Annotated in this window: 12 protein-coding genes and 1 pseudogene; 7 read left to right on the top strand and 6 right to left on the bottom strand. The window is 39.4% G+C overall.

Annotation, left to right across the window (positions count from 1 at the left end; all coding sequences use genetic code 11):
• Positions 1-18: 18 nt before the first annotated feature.
• From entS to fes, 4 genes are read right to left on the bottom strand one after another with little or no spacing between them, the layout of a single operon-like run.
• A complete protein-coding gene (gene entS / locus I7H67_RS13070) occupies positions 19-1,269 on the bottom strand; it encodes an enterobactin transporter EntS (RefSeq protein WP_198308036.1) in 1,251 nt (416 codons plus the stop codon).
• Positions 1,266-8,417: a non-ribosomal peptide synthetase gene (locus I7H67_RS13065; RefSeq protein WP_198308035.1), complete on the bottom strand. Its 7,152-nt coding sequence runs from the start codon at positions 8,415-8,417 to the stop codon at positions 1,266-1,268. Before I7H67_RS13065 ends, entS begins: the two co-directional genes overlap by 4 nt.
• Positions 8,418-8,429: 12 nt before the next feature.
• Positions 8,430-8,645 carry an MbtH family protein gene (locus I7H67_RS13060; protein ID WP_005305165.1) on the bottom strand — a complete coding sequence of 72 codons (216 nt, stop codon included), beginning with the start codon at positions 8,643-8,645 and terminating at the stop codon, positions 8,430-8,432.
• Between the two features lie 29 nt (positions 8,646-8,674).
• A complete protein-coding gene (gene fes / locus I7H67_RS13055) occupies positions 8,675-9,874 on the bottom strand; it encodes an enterochelin esterase (protein ID WP_198308034.1) in 1,200 nt (399 codons plus the stop codon).
• 266 nt (positions 9,875-10,140) lie between these two features.
• Between fes and I7H67_RS13050 the strand changes: the two genes are divergently transcribed.
• The 5 genes and pseudogenes from I7H67_RS13050 (at position 10,141) to I7H67_RS19710 (ending at position 14,745) form a co-directional block, all read left to right on the top strand.
• A complete protein-coding gene (locus tag I7H67_RS13050) occupies positions 10,141-10,911 on the top strand; it encodes an SDR family oxidoreductase (RefSeq protein WP_013197939.1) in 771 nt (256 codons plus the stop codon).
• 44 nt (positions 10,912-10,955) lie between these two features.
• Complete coding sequence (locus tag I7H67_RS13045; protein WP_198308033.1) at positions 10,956-12,194, top strand: isochorismate synthase MenF; 1,239 nt, start codon at positions 10,956-10,958, stop codon at positions 12,192-12,194.
• On the top strand, positions 12,191-13,855 hold the full coding sequence (locus I7H67_RS13040) for a (2,3-dihydroxybenzoyl)adenylate synthase (RefSeq protein WP_198308032.1): 1,665 nt from the start codon (positions 12,191-12,193) through the stop codon (positions 13,853-13,855). The genes I7H67_RS13045 and I7H67_RS13040 overlap by 4 nt, the downstream gene beginning before the upstream one ends.
• A gap of 20 nt (positions 13,856-13,875) precedes the next feature.
• Positions 13,876-14,526: pseudogene (locus I7H67_RS13035) on the top strand (isochorismatase family protein); the annotation flags it as partial.
• A 30-nt stretch (positions 14,527-14,556) separates the two neighbouring features.
• Entirely contained in the window at positions 14,557-14,745 is a 189-nt protein-coding gene (locus I7H67_RS19710) for a phosphopantetheine-binding protein (RefSeq protein WP_235823111.1), read from the top strand.
• 56 nt (positions 14,746-14,801) lie between these two features.
• Here I7H67_RS19710 and I7H67_RS13030 read toward each other — a convergent pair whose 3' ends face one another.
• A complete protein-coding gene (locus I7H67_RS13030; RefSeq protein WP_198308030.1) occupies positions 14,802-17,963 on the bottom strand; it encodes a multidrug efflux RND transporter permease subunit in 3,162 nt (1,053 codons plus the stop codon).
• Between the two features lie 217 nt (positions 17,964-18,180).
• Here I7H67_RS13030 and I7H67_RS13025 point away from each other — a divergent pair, with 217 nt between their 5' ends.
• Both I7H67_RS13025 and I7H67_RS13020 read left to right on the top strand, forming a co-directional pair.
• On the top strand, positions 18,181-20,133 hold the full coding sequence (locus I7H67_RS13025) for a TonB-dependent receptor plug domain-containing protein (RefSeq protein ID WP_198308029.1): 1,953 nt from the start codon (positions 18,181-18,183) through the stop codon (positions 20,131-20,133).
• A gap of 138 nt (positions 20,134-20,271) precedes the next feature.
• Complete coding sequence (locus I7H67_RS13020) at positions 20,272-20,673, top strand: transcriptional repressor (RefSeq protein ID WP_005305185.1); 402 nt, start codon at positions 20,272-20,274, stop codon at positions 20,671-20,673.
• Between the two features lie 54 nt (positions 20,674-20,727).
• Here the strand turns inward: I7H67_RS13020 and I7H67_RS13015 are convergent, their stop codons facing one another.
• Positions 20,728-22,518 carry a bifunctional metallophosphatase/5'-nucleotidase gene (locus I7H67_RS13015; protein WP_198308028.1) on the bottom strand — a complete coding sequence of 597 codons (1,791 nt, stop codon included), beginning with the start codon at positions 22,516-22,518 and terminating at the stop codon, positions 20,728-20,730.
• Positions 22,519-22,660: the final 142 nt, after the last annotated feature.

The following is a 22,660-nucleotide window of genomic DNA, read 5'->3' as shown; positions in this document are numbered from 1 at the left end:
CCTTCTTTTATTTAGGGTTTAATTTTCTTGTAATTTAGGATCTTGGAATCCTGTTTTACGCATATCTTGAGAGTTGAATAAGAACATAAATCCTACGGCAAAGCTTAATATGCCAAAGAAGAGGATACTTCCTGATATTGGTAAAAACCGAGTTAATAGACCTAAAGTTGTAGTGGCAATCGAATCACCTAACGCATCTTGTGCGAGCCAAATTGCGTTAATACGCCCTAGATATTCGTCAGGTGTATGTCCTTGTACAATGCTGTATTGAAGCAAGTTGGCAATCGACATCAAATATCCGAAAACACATAAAATTGGTAAAGTCACGATGAGCCAAGGTGAAAGTCCTATCATAATCATGCAACTAAAAACACCTAAGCACGTATAGAGCATGACTAAGCCGGGTCGAAGTAACTTTGTTGTCCATCCACTCAATAAGGCGCCTAAAGTTGAGCCTAAAGGCACGGCCGAATACATAAGTCCGAGTTCAAATGCGCCGCCGTGAAAAATTTCATCTGCCATTTGCGGAAAAATAATACGAATAGCACTGCTAAAACTGAGCAGTGTTCCAATTAAAATGGTGCTACCAACCACTTTATTTTTAAAAACAAATTTAAACCCTTGAGCTAATTGGCGAAGAGGACTTTCCCCATTTGATGAATGTTGCGGTTTAAGTGCAGGCAGCCCCATTAATAAAAACACAGTGAGTAAAGTGCCCACGGTTGAAACCCAATACACGGTCGCAACACCGCTAGCAGCAATTAATATACCGCCGATTGCTGGTGAAATAACGGTTGCAAGCCGTACGGATACCATACTGATCGCACGGGCTTGTACAATATTTTCGCGCCCTACAATCACAGGCATGATCGCCATCATTGCTGTTACACCCAGTGCACCAAAGAAACCATCCCATGCTGATAGAAAATAAATGGCATAAAGCGAAGGGTGCTCAAACATGGCGTTGATGGCGAGGCCAGCAAAGCCTAAACCACACACACCACGTGCCAATAAAATCAGCCATTTCCGATCTTTGCGATCTGACAGCAAACCACCAAGTAACAAGCCAATAAACATGGCAATGCCTTCAAAAGCCATTGCAACGGCAACATTTAACGAACTACCTGTAATGTCATAGACTTGTTTTGGAATAGCTACTACCAGCATGCCAATCGTTAACAATGACAATGTGCGAGCAATAAATACATGTCGGAAATGTGCATTACGTTTTAAAAGACTAAAATCGGTCAATATAGATTTGAAGCTCATGGCGTATGCTCCTCTAAACCGCGTGCCTGACAAATCATACGGTTTAAAATCGGGCCAAGTGTTTCAAGTTGCTTCGGAGACAATATATCCGTATGGTCCGCTTCACTCAGTCGAACAATATTGAGTTTTTTAACTAAAGGTGACCATTGTTGTTCTGGTTGGATATACGGCAGCAAGTCTTTTTCAGCGACAACTAAGTGTAGTTCACCATCAAAGTTCGGCATCTTATAAGGTTTTAATAAACGGACGGCATCGCGATAGTTCGCAAAAATATCCTCTTGTAAACGGCGGGTTTCTTCACTTAATGCCGTATCTGCATCTGCTAAAATATCATTGAAGAATTGAAGCTGTTCTTGTTCGGCTTCTGTATTCATTTCCTCTACCGACAAATCTAACCACTGATGAATTTCAGCAGGGTAAGTGTCTAATAAGCCGAGATAATCAACTTTTTCACCTTGTTCAGTGAGCTTCGCTGCAACTGCATAAGCCACAGTGCCGCCAAGTGAATAACCTAGTAATGTATAAGGTCCAGTTGGTTGTTGCTTGCGAATAATCTCAAGTTGTTTTTCAACCAGTTCGTCCATGTCATTGCTATTTGCCAATAGGCCATCTGGTCGAGGAGACTGCAAACCGATAATAGGCAAATCAGAATGCAGATAACGATTCAGAACCGTATATTGCCATGCCGAACCAGAACCAGGGGAGAAACAGAACAATGGATGCCCTGAGCCAGAACGGATGGGTAAAATAGGTTGCATACCAGTTTGTTCAACTTCTGCTAAACGTTCTTGTATAAGCAGTAAAGCCGCTAAACGTTGAATTGTGACATGACTCATCAATTGGCCAATTGGAATGGTCCGCTTAAATACTTTTCGGATTTCAATTGCGAGCTTCATCACCAAAATGGAATGTCCACCAATGGCAAAGAAATCTTCGTTCACACCAATATTTTGATTGGTGTTTAAAACTTGCTGGAAAATACGTGTCAGTTCATGTTCAAAAGCAGTGGTGGCGTACTGTTTTTCTATATTTGAAGGATTAAGTTGTGGTTGTGGCAGCGCTTTACGGTCCAGCTTACCATTATGACTTAATGGAAATTGCTCGACCAACATATAGTGTGTTGGCACCATATATGCAGGAAGCTGTTTCGCCAATTGTTTCTTTAGCTGCTCAATGTCTACAGGTGCTGTTGTTTGCAAGTAAGCGACCAATTGAACATCTGCTTTATTTTGCTCAGAAGAGATAGGATGTACAACCACATCAAGATCGCTGAGTAAGCGTAATTGCTGTTCAATTTCACCCAATTCAATACGTTGCCCACGTATCTTTAACTGGTCATCAGCACGGCCCACATATTGAATACTGCCGTCTGCGTGCCATCGGGCAATATCACCAGTGCGGTACATGCGTTGACCTGCTGCGAATGGGTTTGCCACAAAGCGTGTTGCCGTTAAGTCTGCTCGATGCAAATAACCCATGGCCAATTGATGACCTGCTAAATAAAGCTCACCATCTACTCCAACAGGAACAGGACGTAAGTATTGATCTAAAATATAAAGCTGGGTATTCCAGACTGGATATCCAATTGCAACGCTATTTTCTTTCGGATGTAGTCCCAGTGTTGCATCCATATAACTCACATCTACCGCAGCTTCCGTTGGGCCATATAAATTATGTAGCTCACAGCTAAAGTGCTCAGTAAATGATTTTGCTAAAGCCGTTGGTAATGCCTCACCACTACAGAACACTCGGCGGATTGGCAAACTTTGACGCTGAGCAGATGACAAAATTTCGGTAGCAGCATTTTCAAAAACAGCCAACATTGACGGTACAAAATGTAATGTTGTTACCTCATATTTTTGAATGAGGCTTAATAATACCAACGGATCACGGTGTGCATCCACAGGTGCCATAACCAATCGTGCACCAACTAGGTATGACCAGAAAAACTCCCATACTGAAACATCAAAAGTACATGGTGTTTTTTGCAAAATTGTATCGTTGGCTGACAGTGGATATTCCGATTGCATCCATAAAATACGGTTCACAATAGCTTGGTGCGAAACCATGACGCCTTTTGGCTGACCTGTTGTACCAGATGTATAGATTAAATAGGCCGGATGCTGTGGCGTAATGACTGTCGTTTTATAGCTGCTTAAATCAACCTTTGTTTCATCAAACAATTCATTAAAAGCAAAGGTGGCTATTGATGGAGGGGCAATAGCAACTAGATCTTTTTGTTCACCAATCACAAGTTTAGATTTGGCATCCTGCAACATAAATTTGATGCGCTCAGACGGATGTTGTAAATCAATAGGTAAATAAGCTGCACCTGCTTCAATCACCGCTAAAATAGCGATACTCAGTTTGACTGATCTTGGTAGGGCGACAGCAACAATATCTCCAGCCTGTACGCCCGCACTTTGCAATTGCTGTGCTAAAGCACAAACTTGCAAACGCACTTCACTGAAACTGAGCTGATGATTTTCATCGGATAACGCCGTTTGTTCAGGCGTAATTCGAGCTTGTTCTCTGAGTAATTGCTGTAACGTGCTCTGGCGAACATAGTATTGGGTTTGATTCGTTTTCTGGATTAAATCGCGTTCTTCGGCCAGTTGTAAGCGATAATGACTTAGAGAAGTCTCTGGTTCATTTAATGCAATTTCAATCAATTGAACCATTCGCTCGAGGAAATGTTCAGGTTGATCAATTACACCACGCTGTTCGAGTAATAGTTCAATTTGATGATCAGGAATAACCAATAAAGCAAGTGGATAATGGCTATAACCACGATTTGTGAGTTTGGAGATCGTAGCATCACCAAGTTTTTGCTGTAAATACTGGTTATCAGGATAGTTTTCTACGACTAACAAACTATCGAAAAGATTACCTTGTCCCACTAATTGCTGAATTGCACCCAGACCCAAACCATCATGTTCTAAATGTTCAACATGTAATTGTTGTAACTGAGTCAATTGTTCCCAAAGCGTTTGCTGCATGTTGAGTTTTACACGCACCGGAATCGTATTTAAAAACAATCCGATTTGCTGCTCTAAACCATTAATAGGTGCTGAACGCCCAGAAACAGGTGTACCAAATACAATATCTTCACGATGAGCATAAATATTTAAAGTCATTGCCCAAATCATTTGCATGAAGACATTGAGCGTGATGCCTTGCTGGCGTAATTTGTGTTGAAGTTTCGCGCCCAACTCAGCACTTAAACGATATGAAGTTTCCTGTACAGCTTGCTGTGCTTGATTAAATAAAATAAGTGGCTGCAAATCAGCTAAATCACGTTGCCATATTAAGTTTGATGTTTCATGGTCACGTGCAGATAAAGCTTTAATCACTGTTTCATAACTATGTTCAAGCACTGGCAGTTGTTGGTTAGTTTGCTGATAGGCTTTAATAAAGTCTTGTAAAAATAGCGGAGTTGACCAACCATCAGTTAACAGATGATGCACCATAATTAATAATTCTGACTGTTCTGGAGCATGTTGAATTAAGGTTGCCCGAATTAAGCCATAGGATTGGTCGAGCTGAATCGGTTGCTGCAATGCTTCTTGAATGGTTTGCTCAAGCAAATCGGGAGTGACCGAACAAAACTGAACTGGCCAAGCTTGAGTAGGATGTAATGAATAGATAAAAACAGGTTCTTCAGCTAATTCGCTATCAAAATGTCCACCTAATTGTGGGTGACGTTTTAATACGGTAATCAACGCTTGCTGTAAACGTACCGGATCAATGTCTCCATTTAAACTAAGACGAGTAAAGGCATTATAGTTCGATTGATTTTCTACTTGAGATAAGAATAGCATGCCTTTTTGCAAAGGAAGCAAAGGCAAAATCGTGCTGTTTTTGCCATATTTTTCTTGAACTTTTTGTTCTAGATCTACTGAAAATAAAGGTTTTGAAACAGCCGCTTGTTGTTCATCTAAACGGGTGAGTTGCGGTGCCATAGCGGCGACTGTTTTAAATTGGAATACGTCACTTGGTCTTAAGCCGTAACCACGTTGGCGTAGTTGAGTACAAAGCATAATGGCCGAAATACTATCGCCACCTGTCATAAAGAAGTCATCATCAATCCCAATTGCGTCGAGCTTAAGAACAGATGCAGTAATTTGACATAAAAGTTGTTGTTCAGGCGTTTCGGCCATTCGGCTATGGGTACGAATTTGAGGCTTTGGCAGTGCCTTTTTATCGACTTTGCCACTTACATTTCGTGGAAATTCGGACATAACAGTCAGGGCAGAAGGCACCATATATTCAGGTAGGTTTTGACGTAACTGACTTAAATATTGCTGACTTAATTGCTCACTAGTTTTTTCATCAAGTTCAATGTCTTTGACCACACAATAACCGAGTAAACGATGACTGTTATTAATCGGTTCTGCAATCACGACTGCGCTTTCAACATTGGCTAAAATCGAAAGTGCATTTTCAACTTCACCAATCTCAACTCGATAACCTCGAATTTTGATCTGGTCATCACATCGCCCCATAAATTCAAGTTTACCCGAACTATTCCAGCGGACTAAATCACCCGTACGGTACATGCGCTGTCCATGTTCAAATGGATTCGCTACAAAACGGGCAGCACTTAAATCAGCTCGACCTAAATAACCATTGGCAATACCAAAGCCAGAAATATAAAGTTCACCAATCACGCCTGTAGGGCATCGTTGTAAATGACGATCTAGTACATAGGCCTGTGTATTACCAATAGGGTTACCAATTACAGGGCGAGCTGTCTGTTTTAATTCTGCTCGGAAAGTATCAACCGTATATTCGGTTGGGCCATACAGATTATGAGCAAAAAGAGCTGGCTGAGCATTGAGCTGTTGCCATAAAGCTAACGGTGCAGCTTCACCACCAATCAAAATAAGACTTGGATGATGCTGATTTTCAGCAAATAAACCATTCGTCATCATTTGCGCACAAAAAGATGGCGGTAAATCAAGTGTATCGATTTGTCGGTGCTGAATTTCTTGTACTAAGCCAAAAGCATCACGACGCATGTTTTCATCGAAAATATGTAGCTCTTGGCCCCAGAGCATCCAGAAAACTTGCAACCAAGATGAGTCAAACGAGAAAGAGTGTGTATGCGCTGCACGTAACGGACGCTCAGGGAAACGCTCATTTACAGCTTCTAATACAGGCCAGTAAATGGTTGGTTTATGTGACAAAATGAGGTTGAGTAAAGAACCATGTGTGTTCATTACCCCCTTAGGGCGGCCAGTACTACCTGAGGTAAAAATCACATAAGCAACATCTTGGAAATCAAATTTACGATTTTCGGCAGGAATATCACTCGCATCTTGCTTTCGAATTTGTGTTTGAACATCTTCATGATCAAGATATAACTGCTGAATATTTTGTGGTAGTTGCTGTGCAAGAGCTTGTGTGGTTAATACAAATAATGGATTTGCATCTTCACACATCATTTGCATACGATCGATTGGATAATCTAAATCGAGAGGCAAGAAACTCGCACCAGAATTGAGTACAGATAACATCACCACAACTGAGTCAATCGAACGAGGAATAGCTCCAGCAATGACAGTTTGCTTTTTGGCTCCATTTTCTTGTAAAAAACGAGTGAGTTGATTTACTTGTACTGCAAGTTCAGCAGAACTAAGATGCTGAAGGTTTGGACGTTCACCACTCACAATTGCGGTACGTTCGGGATACTTTTTAATTTGCTCATAAAAAATATCTAGAACATTATTATATTGTTCAGGATGGCTAACACGTGGACCGATACCACTTTGCGTAAGGGTAGCAAGCTCTTGTGGTGTCGTAATATTAAAATTACTACATGCCTGTTCTGGATGAATTAGAGCTTGTTCAAGCAATAAAGTTAAGCGTTGACCATGGTTAAATAGTTCATCTTGTGTATAACGCTGCGAATCTGCACGTAGTTCGATAATGAGTTCATGATCTTGAACAATAAAAGAAAACTCAAAATCATCAATTGGTCCTGTAGAAATATGGTGTGTTTTGACCTTTTCACCGTCTAACACCAAATCTTGATCAAAAGCTTTATAGTTTAAAATAGGACCGTACATTCGTTCATGAATATCGATACTATTTAAATCTCTTAAAATTTGTTCAGCATCGTATTTCTGATGCGGACGAATTTGTCGTAATTGCTCTTGTATATGTTGAGCCAAGCTCACCCAACTGTCTTTTTCAGCAACTTTAAACTTCACAGGCAAGACATTTACCGTAGGTAAAGTTGAGCGAATCGCTTTTGAACCTAAACGACGCATAAATGGAATACCGTTAACCAAATCGGCTTTATCTGTCATTTTGTAAATATAATGTAATGACAATGACATTATCATGTCATTCAAAGCTAATTTAGATTGTGCAGCTAAAGCTTGAATCTGCTCTAAAATTCCTGTCGAAAAACGGAGTTGATGCTTAATAAATGTCGCTGTGGTTTTTGCCGCTAAATGATGAGTACTTAAACTAACTGGACTAGGTAAATCTTCACAATATGCCTTCCAGAAAGCTTGGTCTATCTTAAATTGATGGCTATTTTCATAAGCCTGACGCTCTAAGATGACATCATTAACATCAATAAAAGGTGAAGAACTAAGGTCTTTTCCTGCTTGTAATTGTTGATATAACTCAACAATTCGTTTTGTGAGATTAATCATGCTAAAACCATCAAGCATGATGTGATGATAGCGCTGATACCAATACACTTTGTCGTGTGTAGTAAACAGTACTTGACGGAAGAGTTGAGATTCACCAGCTTTAAGCGATTTAGCGCATTGGCGGTCAGATGGCATCCAATCCCATAAGCGTTGCTGAGCTTTTTGAGGGGTTAAATGGCAAAAATCAAATTCTTCTATTCGAATCTGTACTTGGTTATTAAGCTCAATAAATGGTTCTGCCGGATCTGATGAATATGAAGCAATGACAGTGTCAGCTTCATTTAACCCCATTTGAATTGCTTGCTTAAACATTGAAATATCAATAGATTTTGGTAATTCTAAGCAGTGTGCAATCGTATATAAATCTTCAATAGAACTTAAGTGATCGGCAAGAAAAATACCGAGCTGGGTAGAGGCCAATTCAAAACGAGCTGGTTGTGAAATATCGGAAGTAAATTCATTATTTAATGCCTGATTCATGACAATACTCCTTTACGCTTGTTGAAAGGGGTTAATTGCAAGCCAGTGCTTTTCTACATATGCAATGCATGAAGCCCGCGTATCCGGCCCATGCTGAATATCCCACCCCGATGGCACCTGATGTTGAGCAGGCCATAAACTGAACTCACCTTGTTGATTTTTTAAAACCTGAAAAGACAAACTTTCATTATCGAAAGGATTAATATAGTTTTCCTGTAAGTTACTCATGATATTGTTATCCTTGATGAAACAAATGGTTATAGTGAAAGAGTTTTTTGCAATGCCTTAAGCAAGTCAGTACGCCAATTCACGGCATCATGTCCGCCCTGAAAAGTGTGAAAACTTACTTGATTGAATGATTGCAATTGTTGATAAAGCTGAAGGGCATCGTCCCGCATATCGGTTTCATACGTGCCAGCACTGATATAAATTTGAGTTGTTTTTGATAATTGATGAGATAAGTTTTCAAGCAGTTCTAAAATATTACCTTTATGCTTTTGCCCTAAAAAACTGTTTGAAAAATCTGACCACCAATAAGATCCAGACTGCAAAATCAGGGAAGTAAAAATGGTCGGGAACAACAAGGCGCTATGTAAAGCGCATAATCCACCTAAACTTTGACCACATAACGTAATGTCTGTTTTAGAAACAAAGGAATATTCTTTTAGAAGCGTTTCAATGAGTTCATCAACCAACGCCCGACTAAATGCATCATGGCAACCATAATCTTGTTGGCGTTGTTGACTATTTAAACTATAAACAAAAACATAAATTGCTGGGCGAATCTTATTTGAATCAGTCAAATGTTGAATTTCGGGCAGAATTGAAAGCTCTCGACTCCAAATTTGGCCATCAAGCAATATGACGAGTGGCAAGACTTCTTGAGTCGATTGATGACTAATAAAAACGTCAACTAAATAGTCCTGTTGGCATAAGCGACTTGACCATTGGAATGTCTTTGTAATTGGGCAATTGCTTATTAAAGATTTTGTGTTTTCGAGTTGAATTTGATTGATGTATCGGGCCAGATGTCCCGTATAAAACTCATTTTGATTAAATGAGTCAATTTGAGCATTTTGTTTAAGTTGTGTCTGCCACCATAAGCGGCGTGTTGCCGAACAATCTGTTTCTGGCGCTTCTTCACTAGCAGTCACTACAACATAACTACCAGTCCAAGCTAAGGGCAGCTCTATTTCAAAGAAGTACACATCTGTCCCAGCTATATGGCTAAAACGATTCCACTTTTGATAGATAGAAGGGCTTTGTGAATAAATATCAATATAGACAAAGATACTTTCTTTAGGCTCAGGACCACGCCAAACAAAGGTACAGAGAGCTTTATTTTTTTGTAGGTTAACTAGCGGACTACCTATTTTTTTAACGGTATTCCACCAGACCTCACTCCCAACATTGAGTTGTTGAAATAGGGGATGTAAGGGATGAGAAAATGGCTTCATTTTGAGTCCATCTCGACAAGAAAGCGCGGTCAAATTAACAAAATGATTCTCATTAGTAAATGAAAACAATTATCATTATAATCAATAAAAAAAGATGCGTTTTATTAAAATTTTTAAAAATCAATAAAATAGGCCGAAATCTTGGTTAATAAATAACTTGATTTAGATTGTAATCTTATGTTTGATATTTATCGCACTTGATAATAATGATAATTATTTGCAATTATGTGGCGGAATTTACTATTCGAGTCAAACTGGAGTAAAACATGAGCTCTACCATCGTAGTCACAGGTGCTGCAAGAGGTATTGGAGCTGCTATTGCAAAAAAATTATTGCAGCAAGGGTATCAAGTGATCGGCATCGACCGACAGGAAAATCCTGAACAATGGGAAATCACACAAAAGATAGAAAGCAGTGAAATATCGCGTTGGCAAGGCTTTCAACAAGATATTACTGATCAAGAAACAACAGCGAAGCTCATTACAGATATTTTAAACAAACATAGCGTAACGGGTTTAGTGAATGCAGCGGGCGTTTTGATTATGCGTTCTATGCTTGAAGCAAAAACAGAAGACTGGCAAACACTTTTTGCTGTAAATGTCATGGCACCCATCGCAATTAGTCAACAACTTGCCAAGCACTTTTGTGAAAAAAAGCAGGGAAGTATTGTCACGATTAGCTCGAACAGTTCACGTATGCCACGTATACAACTTGGCATGTATGCAACGAGTAAAGCTGCGCTGAGCCATTACTGCCGTAATCTTGCGCTTGAAATCGCACCTCACCAAGTAAGGCTTAATATTGTTTCACCAGGCTCTACGCTAACTCAAATGCAGCAGCAGCTTTGGACAGACAATTCACCTCCGCCTGCGGTAATCGATGGAGATTTAAGCCAATACCGTACAGGCATTCCCTTAAGAAAATTAGCCCAGCCTGAAGATATTGCCAATACGGTCAGCTTTTTACTTTCTGATCAAGCTGCACAAATTACCATGCAAGAAATTGTGGTTGATGGAGGAGCCACTTTAGGCGTTTAAACATTCATTCATTACAACAAAATAACTGTATAAGGAGTTGCGAGATGTCGGCACAGCATCCGTATTTTATCCAACGAGAAAATTTTACTGAAAGCCGCGTTGCACTAGCACAAGAAATTTTGAATTGTGGAAATGACGCAGGTTTTATTTTTACCACGCCAGAATACACCATCAATAGTCATCAAAAATTACGAGATATTCAAGTCGCTAAAAATAGCCTTTTAAAGGATTGGTTAGATGAGGCACGAGCTCAATTAGAACTTGCAATGAATGACGGTCATAAAGACGTCAAAATTATGGGTGGACTACCATTTTGCTCGGCAGCCGATGTCAATTTAATGCTGATGCAAAATGCAAAAATCTATCAGAAAGTACTCTATGCACAGTCTGATATTGATTTTGGTTCTTTATCTTTAGAAAAGGCTGATTATTTCCCTTTAGGTGAACATTACCAACAGCAAGTTGAGTATTTAGTTCAGCAAATGCAAGCAAAAAAACTTGATAAAGCCGTACTTGCTCGTATTTTACAACTTGAATTTGAACAAAATATTTCCGTCTCGGACCTATTTTATAACTTAGCTAAGCATAATTCCGAAGGCTATAACTATGCAGTCGCGAGGCATCCTCAAAGTGAAGGATGGTTTGTCGGTGCAAGCCCCGAACTTTTAATTGCAAAGCAAAATACAAAAATCTGGAGTAAACCGGTTGCTGGCACATTGGCTCGTGATGACGATCCAACCCTAGACCAAAATAACGCTAGAGCATTACTTGCTTCACAAAAAGATCAACATGAGCATGCACTCGTCATCGAAATGATTGCCGATGAGCTCACACCTTTTTGTAAGCAGTTAAAAGTACCTACGCAACCATCACTCATTCGTACCAAACGCCTTTGGCACTTGGCATCACACATTACTGGCGAACTTAAGAAAGCCGATACACATGTTTTTGACTTAATTGAACGCTTGCACCCAACACCTGCAATTTGTGGGGAGCCTAGTCCAATTGCGAAAGAACTAATTCAGCAACTTGAACCATTTAACCGTGAATTATTTGCAGGAACTATGGGTTGGGCAGATGAACAAGGTAATGGTGAATGGTCGGTAACTGTGCGCTGTGCCCGAATCTATCAAAACATTGCCCGTTTATTTGCTGGTGCAGGGATTGTGGAGGCATCTCGTCCACAAGCTGAACATGCTGAAACTGCCGCTAAATTTCGCACTGTGCTGGACGGATTCCAGATTTCACCCAATCAATTGCCAATACAAGGACCAAACACATGACAACACAGGTTTATTTGGATGGTGCAGTGCCATATCCAGCAGAATTTGCTGAGATTTACCGCAAAAAAGGTTATTGGCTTGGACAAAACTTGAGTGATTTCTTGCGTGAAAGTGCTCAAAAATACCCGCAAAATATTGCGGTATATGATGGTGATAAAGCCGTTAGTTACGCTGAGTTTGATCATTTAGTTGATTACTGTACAAGCCACTTATATCAACATGGACTAAGAGCGGGTGACAAAGCAGTTTTACAAATGCCAAATCACTATCAGTTCTATGTTTTATTTTTTGCACTGATTCGGCTTGGTGCTTTACCTGTGATGTCATTGCCTGCCCATCGATATGCAGAACTCAGTAGTTTTTTCAAACAAACTCAAGCAAAAGCTTATTTCTGTGCTGATTTTGGTGCACAAAAATTTGACTACCGAGAGCTTGCCGAAAAGCTTCAGCAAACTGCTCCTTACTTACAACATATATTTGTACTTGGAAATGCCGGCAAGTTTGTAGCGGTTCAAAATCTATTAAAAGAAACCCATATTTTAGATGAAGCCATCTCGCCAACTACGGCAGATCAGGTTGCTTTCTTACAACTTTCAGGTGGAAGTACCGGTGTTCCTAAACTGATTCCACGGACCCATGACGACTATCTATATAGCGTACGTGAGAGCGCGAAAATCTGCCGTCTCAGTCAGTCATCACGCCTACTCATGGTTTTACCCGCGGCACATAACTTTTCAATGAGCTCGGCCGGTTCTTTAGGTATTTTTTATTCGGGCGGGGCTGTGGTTTTAGGAACTGATCCAAGCCCTGAAACTGCTTTTTCATTGATCAAAAAACACGGTGTAACTGATGCTTGCTTGGTTCCTGCTTTGGTTCGACCTTGGATGGATAAAGCAGCGAAAGATCAAGATCCAATATTATCAACTTTACGTTGCCTGCAAGTCGGAGGAGCACGTTTACCCGATGCAGTTGCCACACGCTTGATTGATGAGTTTCAAGTCAATCTACAACAAGTTTTTGGCATGGCTGAAGGGCTGGTGAATTACACCCATTTTGACATGACGAAAGAGCAAATTATTCATACCCAAGGTTTAAAAATTTCGCAGGATGATGAAATTTTAGTGCTAGATGATAATGATCAGCCAGTAAAAGCTGGAGAAGTAGGGCATTTGCTGACTCGCGGTCCCTATACCATTCGCGGCTATTATCAAGCACCGGAGCACAACGCTCGTTCTTTCACACCGGATGGTTTTTATCGAACAGGCGATTTAGTACGCATTCGCGAAGATGGCTGCATTGTTGTGGAAGGCCGTTCAAAAGAACAAATCAATCGCGCTGGTGAAAAAATTGCGACCGAAGAGGTTGAGCAAGCTTTATTAACTCATCCACAAATTCGCCTAGCAGCACTGGTCGCTATGCCTGATGAAATCATGGGTGAAAAGAGCTGTGCGTTTGTTGCATGGCAAGCACACGCTGATGATCCAAGCCCAATTCGTCTTGCAATGTCAGTTCGTCAACATCTGAAAGACTATGGACTTGCAACCTACAAAATTCCCGATCGAGTCGAATTTATCGAGCAATTTCCATATACAGCTTTTGGAAAAATCGACAAAAAAAGATTACGTCAACAATTTGAAACCAATACCAATGTTCTTGCTTAAAGATAAAAAGGAAAAATTTGATGAGTATTCCTAAAATTGTTAGTTACAGCATGCCACAAGCGCACGAATTTACAGCGAATAAAACACATTGGCAGTTGCATACTGATCGTGCTGTTTTATTAGTACATGATATGCAGCAATATTTTTTAGATTTTTATGATCAAACTCAAGCGCCTATTCCAGAGCTTATTAAAAATACCAAAGAACTGATTGAAACTGCGCGTAAGTTTAATATCCCTGTCGTCTATACCGCACAGCCCGGTAACCAGACACCTGAACATCGCCAGTTATTAACGGACTTTTGGGGAACTGGTCTAAAAGATGACCCATATATTACCCAAATTTTGCCGGAAATTACGCCTGATAAAAATGATACTGTCTTAACAAAATGGCGTTATAGCGCTTTTAAATTTTCGCCACTCGAACAACTTATGCGTGAGTCAAACCGCGATCAACTCATCATTTGTGGTGTTTATGCCCATATTGGTTGCCTCATGAGTGCGGCAGAAGCCTTTATGCTAAATATTCAGCCGTTTTTATGCGGAGATGCACTTGCTGACTTTAGCCGTGAAGAACACGATATGGCTTTAAAGTATACAAGTACTCGTTGTGGGCAAGTCATGACAACTCAGCAAGTCACACGAGCTTGGGCGCTTGAACAAGCTGCATCACCACTCACTGAAGAAGGTATTGTTTTGGCAGTGAGTGAACAGCTTCAAATTCCTGCATCAGACATTCAGTTAAATGATGATTTACTCATGCTTGGACTTGATTCAGTACGACTCATGACATTAGTGGGTAAATGGCAAGCGTACGGCGCACAGGTAAGCTTTGAAGATTTAGCTGAACAGCCAACCCTAGAAGTTTGGATTGATAAGCTAGTCGCTTAAATTGAAAGAATAAAAAAATGGCAGATTTAATATCTGCCATTTTTTTATTTTAACTTTTAAAAGGATGTATTGTCCTTTTTGATACGGCTGTTAAATCTCAAAGTTCGACTTAACCATGGTTTGCTCATTGACCACTGCAAACTCGGTAAGCTATGAACCACAACAAAGAAGAACACAGTAAATAGCGGTACCAGTAAAGTACCAAACACGACACTACCAAATACGCTCATTCCAATTTCATATCTACTCGCAGCGCCTGCACCAGTTGCAAAAATCAAAGGAATCACACCGGCACCAAAGGCAAGAGATGTCATCAAAATCGGACGTAAGCGCAGCTTTAAAGCCTCACTTGCCGCATCGATTTTACTTTTCCCTTGTTTGAGTGCTTGAGTCGCAAATTCAACAATCAGAATTGCATTTTTACAAGATAGGCCAATACCTGTTAATAGGGCAATTTGAAAGTAAACATCGTTAGGTAACTTAAAAATCCAAGCAAAAATAATAGTGCCTGTAATGCCTAGAGGAAGCCCTAATAAAATAATAAAAGGAACTTTCCAGCTTTCATATAAGGCAGCCAAACATAAGAAAATAAACAAAATAGAAATGAGATATAAATAAATTGCTTGGCGGCTTGATTGTTGCTCTTGTAAAGAAAGACCGCTCCATGCGACATCTATACCAGACTGTTTACTGACCATATCACTTAACTGTTGCATTGCCTGACCTGAGCTAAAGCCAGAACTTACATTTGCTTCAAGTTGAATCGCAGCCAGTCCCATAAATCGGGTAAGAGCTTCTGGGCCACCTGTCCATTGACTTTGCGCAAAATGGGCGAGGGAAAGCATTCCACCTGTATTATTTCGTACATGCCAATACGCTAAATCTTCGGGTTTAGAACGAAACTCTGAATCACCTTGCATAATGATTCTCTTAATTCGACCTCGTTCAACAAAATCGCCAACATAGTTTCCACCCCAAGCAGTCGATAGTGTTGAACGAATTGCTTGTTGGTCAATTCCTAACATTTTGGCTTTATTTTGATCGAGTTGAATAAATACTTCGGCTTTATCTTCACTCACAAGAGGACTTAGATTTTCAAAGGCCGAATAATTTCGAGATTCTTTTTCTAAGGCTTTATATTGTTTAATGAGTTCATCGCGCCCTTGACCATTTACATCTCTAAGCCAAAGTTCTAAAGCATCAGATTGACCTAAACCAGATACACTTGGTGGCATTCCTACCATGACTTTAGCTGACAAGTTTTTTTGTAAATATGCTTGGGTACGTTCACGAATAGCACTTGCCGTATTGGCTTCTCCTTTACGCTCATTCCAATGTTTAAGCGAAACAAAGGCCATACCTAAATTTGGACCGCTCCCTGAAAAGTTTTGTCCATTCACGACCAGTACAGTATTAATATTTTTGCCTTCATGTTCAAAGAAATAATTATTGACAAGTCTTCCAATTTCTTCGGTTTGGCTCATTGAAGCACTGTTATGCAAACTATAGGGAACAGCAAGTAATCCTTGATCTTCATTTGGAATAAAGCTTGTAGGCAAACTGCGATAAATCATAAATAGAACAACCGCGATGCCCACAACCAACAGACTGGAAAATATTTTGAACCGGATTAAAAGAACAGATAAAAAACTAAAAGCTGATCTGATTTTTTGAAGAGCAAGCTCAAGCAGTTGTCCCCATTTGGGTTTTTTATTATGTTTTTTTAATAGAACTGCACACATTGCAGGTGTGATGGTCATGGCTACAAATAGCGATAACAACATGGCTGCTGCTAATGTAATAGAAAACTGACGGTAAATCATACCCGTCGAACCACTAAAAAAAGCCATTGGAATAAATACCGCGGTTAAGACCAGTGTAATACCCACCAATGCGCCGCTAATCTCTTGCATCGACATTAAACAAGCTTCACGTACACTTAGCTGTTGTTCGTGCATAAGCCGTTCAACATTTTCCACGACTACAATCGTGTCATCAACCAATAACCCAATCGCTAAAACTAGAGCAAATAGCGTAAGTGTGTTAATGCTCATCCCAAATAAATACAACACCACAAATGTGCCACTAATGACGATGGGAACCGTAATGGTTGGAATAAGAGTTGCACGCCAATTTTGTAAAAAGAGATACATCACAATAACAACAAGAACGATTGCTTCAAGCAAAGTGATTATGACCTGCTTAATTGACTCTTCAATAAATGGTGTATTATCTCTCGGATAAACGACTTTATATCCAGCTGGTAAATGCTGGCTAAGCTGGGCCATTTTTTCTTTAATAAGAGCAGAAGTCTCGATTGCATTGGCATCTGGACTTAGAGAAATTCCTAAACCTGCCGATGGATAGCCATTAAGTGTGTTAATACTTTCATAATTTTCTGCCCCTAATTCGACTCTCGCGACATCTTTTAAATAAACAAGGCTACCGTCAACATTTGCTTTAACCACCACCGATTTAAAGTCATCTATTGTTTTTAAACGTGAACCTGCTTTTACTTTTGCATAAATATTTTGGTCAGAAGCAGAGGGCATTGCCCCAATCGAACCCGCAGCAATCTGAGTATTATAATCTTCGAGGGCCTTTTCAATATCACTCGGCACAAGTTGATAATTTCTAAGTTGATTTGGATTTAACCAAATGCGCATGGCATAGCTTGAACCAAAAACATTAACTTCACCAATACCTTGTAACTGACTTAAAGGCTGTTCAAAGTGATTCACCATATAATCAGACAAATCAATATTGCTGGTTTTACCTGTTTCATCATATAGCCCCACAATAAGTAGCATATCGCCCGTGGTTTTCCATATGTTTACACCTTGTCTTTGAACTTCCTCAGGTAAACGGTTTAATGCACCATTAATTCGGTTTTGTACTTGGAGCTGTGCTTTATCAATATCTGTGCCAATTTTAAAATGAATATCAATGCTGCTCGTTCCGGACGATTCACTATAGGACGTAAAGTAAAGCAAATTATCCAGACCTTTTATTTGTTGTTCTAAAATTTGGGTCACACTTTCTTCGACTGTGTCAGCAGCTGCACCACGATAGTTCGCAACAACCGTAACACCCGGTGGAGCAAGGTTGGGATAACGTTCGACAGGCATGGCTAAAGTGGCAAGAAAACCAAAAATAAGAATAGTGATTGCAATGACAGAAACAAAGATAGGGTGATAGATAAAAAATCGAGAGAGCATTGTTATGTCTACTTTAAGATTGTTTTAAATAGGTTTTTAGGCACACGAAAGTGTAATGGTAACGCTTTTTTACAGCATAAACAATAATGATTATCATTATATAACTAATAATTATTTTTATCTTGATCAGTAAAAGTCATGCGTATATGATGCTCGGCACATCATAAATGATAATAATTATCATGTGGTAATCATTATCCAGAATAAGGGCCGAGAAATGACGTTAACGAAAAAGGCGCTGGTGGTCGCCATCTCAACACTGCTTCCTTTCGCTGTTCAAGCAAATACAGATATTGAACAGCAGGGTAATAGTGAACCAGTTCAAAAACTTAAAACTATTGTGGTTTCTGCCGCATTGAAAGAACAAGACGTAGATAAAGCACCTGCATCCATTAGTGTGATCACGAGTGAAGAGATTGAACGCAGCGCAGCGCTGAGCCTTGCTGATGTTTTACAAAAGCAGGCTGGGGTTTATAACTATAATAGTGGACAGGACAAAATTATTATCCGAGGGATGCAAGATACTTCTGGTAGTTATACTTTAATTCTAATCAATGGAAAAAGAACATCTTCCTTGGGAGCAATGTGGCGGGGCAATGACTTCGACTGGAGTTCAATTCCATTAAATAGTATTGAACGAATTGAAGTGATTCGCGGACCAATGTCATCGCTTTATGGTTCTGATGCCATGGGTGGTGTAATTAATATTATTACCAAGAAAGCTGAAAATGGACAGCTTCATGGTTCGGTCTTTGGGCAATATAACCGAGCCGACCGTGGGAATGGTAAAGATCAATTCCGATACGGCTTTAACCTATACGGTGGCTTAACCGATAATCTTAGTTTTTCTCTTTCAGGTGATTCTTATAACCGTGATGCGTGGTATCGAAATGGTAAACCGGACTCAAATGGCGCCTATTTTGTAGAAAAAGACACTAAGAATGTACATGGGACTTTAAGTTGGGATATCAATGATCAACAAACTTTAGACCTAGATTTAGGTTATACCAAAGATAAGAGACCACTTACCCAAGATGCGGCATCTTCGATTCAAGAAGGTGAAGATGAGCGAACCAATGTAGGTATTACTCATCGAGGGAAATGGAGTTGGGGGAAAACAGAAGCTTATATTGGAAAAGAAACCGCTAAAATTTATGACTATGACAGCGAATATAATGCTCCACAAAGTCGTAATTATAAGCAAGAAAACTTACTAGGTCGTGCTTTTGCTAACTTTGACTGGATGATGAATAACACCACAGCTGGTGTTGATTATAAAGATCAGAAAATCACAGATCCTGTAGGATACACATCTGGTGGATCTGAACAGAAAAGTTATGGAGTATTTGTTCAGAACGATACCCATATTAACGATGCACTGACCTTAACTTTAGGTGGTCGTTACGACGACTTTGATAATTTTGATGGTAAAGCAACTGGTAAAGCATATTTAGCTTATCAACTCGCTGAAGGAGTTATTCTTAAAGGTGGTGTTGGTCAAGCTTATAAAGTTCCGGGACCATATCAGTTAGATGCAAATTATGAGCTAATTTCTTGTGGGGGGAGCTGTTTTATTACAGGAAATCCAAATCTAAAACCCGAAGAAAGTACTAACTATGAAGCATCTTTAATTGTTCGTAAACCAAACTGGAATGCTGGCGTTACAGTATTTGAAAATGATGTTGAGAACTTAATTGAACGTGTTTCTAATCCTAATTCTCCAAATCCAACCAAATATCCATATAAATGGGACAACGTTGCTAAAGCAAAACTTAAAGGTGTGGAACTCAACGGAGCATATGACTTTAGTGATGATTTAGGGATAACAGCTAATGCAACATATTTGGATGCTAAAAATGAAGTAACTGGTAAAGACCTTACTGAACGTCCCGAATGGTTAATTAATAGTTCACTTTCATGGGCTATTGTTGAAAATTATCGTATGAATTTTGGTGCAAGCTATGTGGGTCATCAAATGTTATCTAGTGGTAAAGAGTTACCAGCCTATACTACTTACGATGTGACATTTACCTCACCACTTTCGCCACGTTTAACATTGGACTATGGCGTAAAAAACCTGACCGATGTTGATCTGGAAAATGAAGATGCATCATTTAATACCAAACTTTATGGACGTAACTACTTTGTAAAAGCGACTTATAGTTTCTAAGTTAAAACTAAGTACAAAGCCTATTCGTAGGGGAATAGGCTTTGTTTTTTATTAAACAAATATCCATAATTTTCAAACCAGTATAGACAAAATAATTTTAAGAATTTCTATACTTTTCAACATTAAGGCTAATTAATCATGACGGCAACTTCAAAATCATTATTAAATGGACTACCAATAAAAAAATCGAGAATACAGGTTTTTGAAATTTTAAATCAAAATCCACAAGGCTTAAGCGCGGTGAGCATTTATGCACAAATTAAAAATGAACATAAAATTACGCTTGGAACAATTTATCGAATCTTATCTGAATTTGAAAATCGCAAGCTCATCAAAAGGGTGTTCTTAGGAAAAAGTAAAAGTATTTATAAGATCAGAAAAGATAAAATGAGCTGTAACTTGATTTGTTTAAAAACCGCAGAAGCAACTAGCTACGAACATGAAAAAGTGAAAGAACTACTGCATGAGGTCATAGATGTTATTTTTGCGAATACAGGGACTAATATCAGTAGCATTGAGCTTAATCTCTATACAGAATAAAAAGTCCAGATAGAAAAAAGGACAGCCTAAACTGTCCTTTTTTTATTAAATTTGCTATTTGATGACTTTAATTCGAGTAGTCGCTGGAATAATTAAAGGTGAATTCTTTGAGTTTTCCGCAATATAGCTTTCAAGGGCATCAATATCTTGACCACCACCTACACGGTTTTGGCCTTCTTTTAATACTGTAAAGTTGTCACCACCATCTGCCAAGAAGCTATTTACTGTCACGCGGTATACCTTGGTGTCAACCAATGGTGAACCAGCAACCATGATGTTACTTGCTCTTGGCGAAACAGATGTATTTGCCGCATATTGATAAGTTAATTCTTTAGACAGCTGTAAAATTCTAGGTGAGTTTGCATTTGCACCAGACCATTGCTGTTCAATTACATCTCTAATTTGTTTGCCAGTTAAGCTTAGAGTCACAATAGAGTTACCAAAAGGTTGCACCGCAAAAACATCACCGAAGGTAATCTGGTTATTACTATTAATGAGTAGATCGGCACGAACACCACCTGGGTTCATTAACGTAAAGTCAGAGCCTTGGTTACTTGCCTTTAACGCAGCCGCTTGCTGAGCATCTGCAATCATAATACCCAATGGGCTTTCACCACTTTCAACTTGAGTACGACTGACTACAGCTGTTGCAGTTCCAACCACACGACTTGAAATGGTGGTCACCGCTTGGCGGTATTTATCTAAAATGGCTTCAATGCTTGGGGTTTTACTAAATTTTTGATAGAGATCGGTAAGGCTTACCGTGGTTGTGCCAGACGTATAGGCCTCACTTTGTATAGGAACTTGTTTAGCATCCTTTTTAATTACATCACCAGTTTTACCATCAAGTTCAACCTTAATGTCAGTAATGAGCGTGCCATATTGTCCAGCTGAGGTAAGTAAGAACGGTTTTGCGGGATTTTTGGTTGAATAGTCACAAATATAAGATTGATGCGTGTGGCCTGAAACAACAATATCAACTGCTGGATTAAGCTTATCCAAAATTCCTAAAATCGGGCCGCTTAAGCCATCACATGTTTTTTCATTAAACTTTGTACTTGGCGCTGCACCTTCATGTACCACCACTACAATCGCTTCAATTCCTTGTTTTTGTAATTCAGGAATCAAGGCGTTTACCGTATCGGCTTCATCACGAAACTCAACATCTTTAATGCCGGCAGCAGAAACAATACTTGGCGTTGCTTTAAGGGTTAAACCAATAAATGCAACTGGAATTCCACCATAAGTTTTAACTTTATAAGCAGGAAAAATTGTTTTACTGGCGTCATTTTTCATTGCTACGTTAGCAGCAAGGAAATCAAATTTTGCACCACTAAAGTTTTTATTAATTTGGCAAGGCGCAGTGCTTGTATATTGCTGACATCCACCGTTCTTTAAACGGCGTAATTCATCTGTACCACGGTCAAATTCATGGTTACCCACAGCATTAAAGTCAATTTGAATATCATTCATGACTTCAATGGTCGGTTCATCTAAAAATAAAGAAGAGGTTAGAGGAGAAGCGCTAATTAAGTCACCCGCTGAAACTACAGCATTATTTGGATTTTCTGCTTTAAGTTTTTTAATCGCATCGGCAAAGTAACTCACACCACCCACAGGAATACGCACAGATTGAGCAGCATCATTTGGATTTGGTGCTTCGACGTAACGCTTCGGTGGCTCAAGATTTCCGTGAAAGTCATTAAAAGCTAAAATATTTACGGTTTGATTGCTTCTTTGAGCAGGTGGTGCGGTGCCATTATCATCATCGTCATTACATCCAGCCAATAACGTTACTGCCAGAGAAAGTGTTGTTACTTTAAAAAGTGTTGTTAAATTTTTCATTTTTTTATCATTTGATCAATTAAGACGGATAAAAAATACGCTTTTAGTATGAATGTTTGATGAAACCTTCAACGAGCAAATATGTTCGAAATATTAAAATTTGGACAAAAAACACAATTATCGAACAATATCTTGGTTAAGG

This window comes from Acinetobacter sp. ACIN00229, assembly GCF_016106645.1.
Taxonomy (GTDB): domain Bacteria; phylum Pseudomonadota; class Gammaproteobacteria; order Pseudomonadales; family Moraxellaceae; genus Acinetobacter; species Acinetobacter oleivorans.
This window is presented reverse-complemented; position numbering and strand designations above follow the sequence as displayed.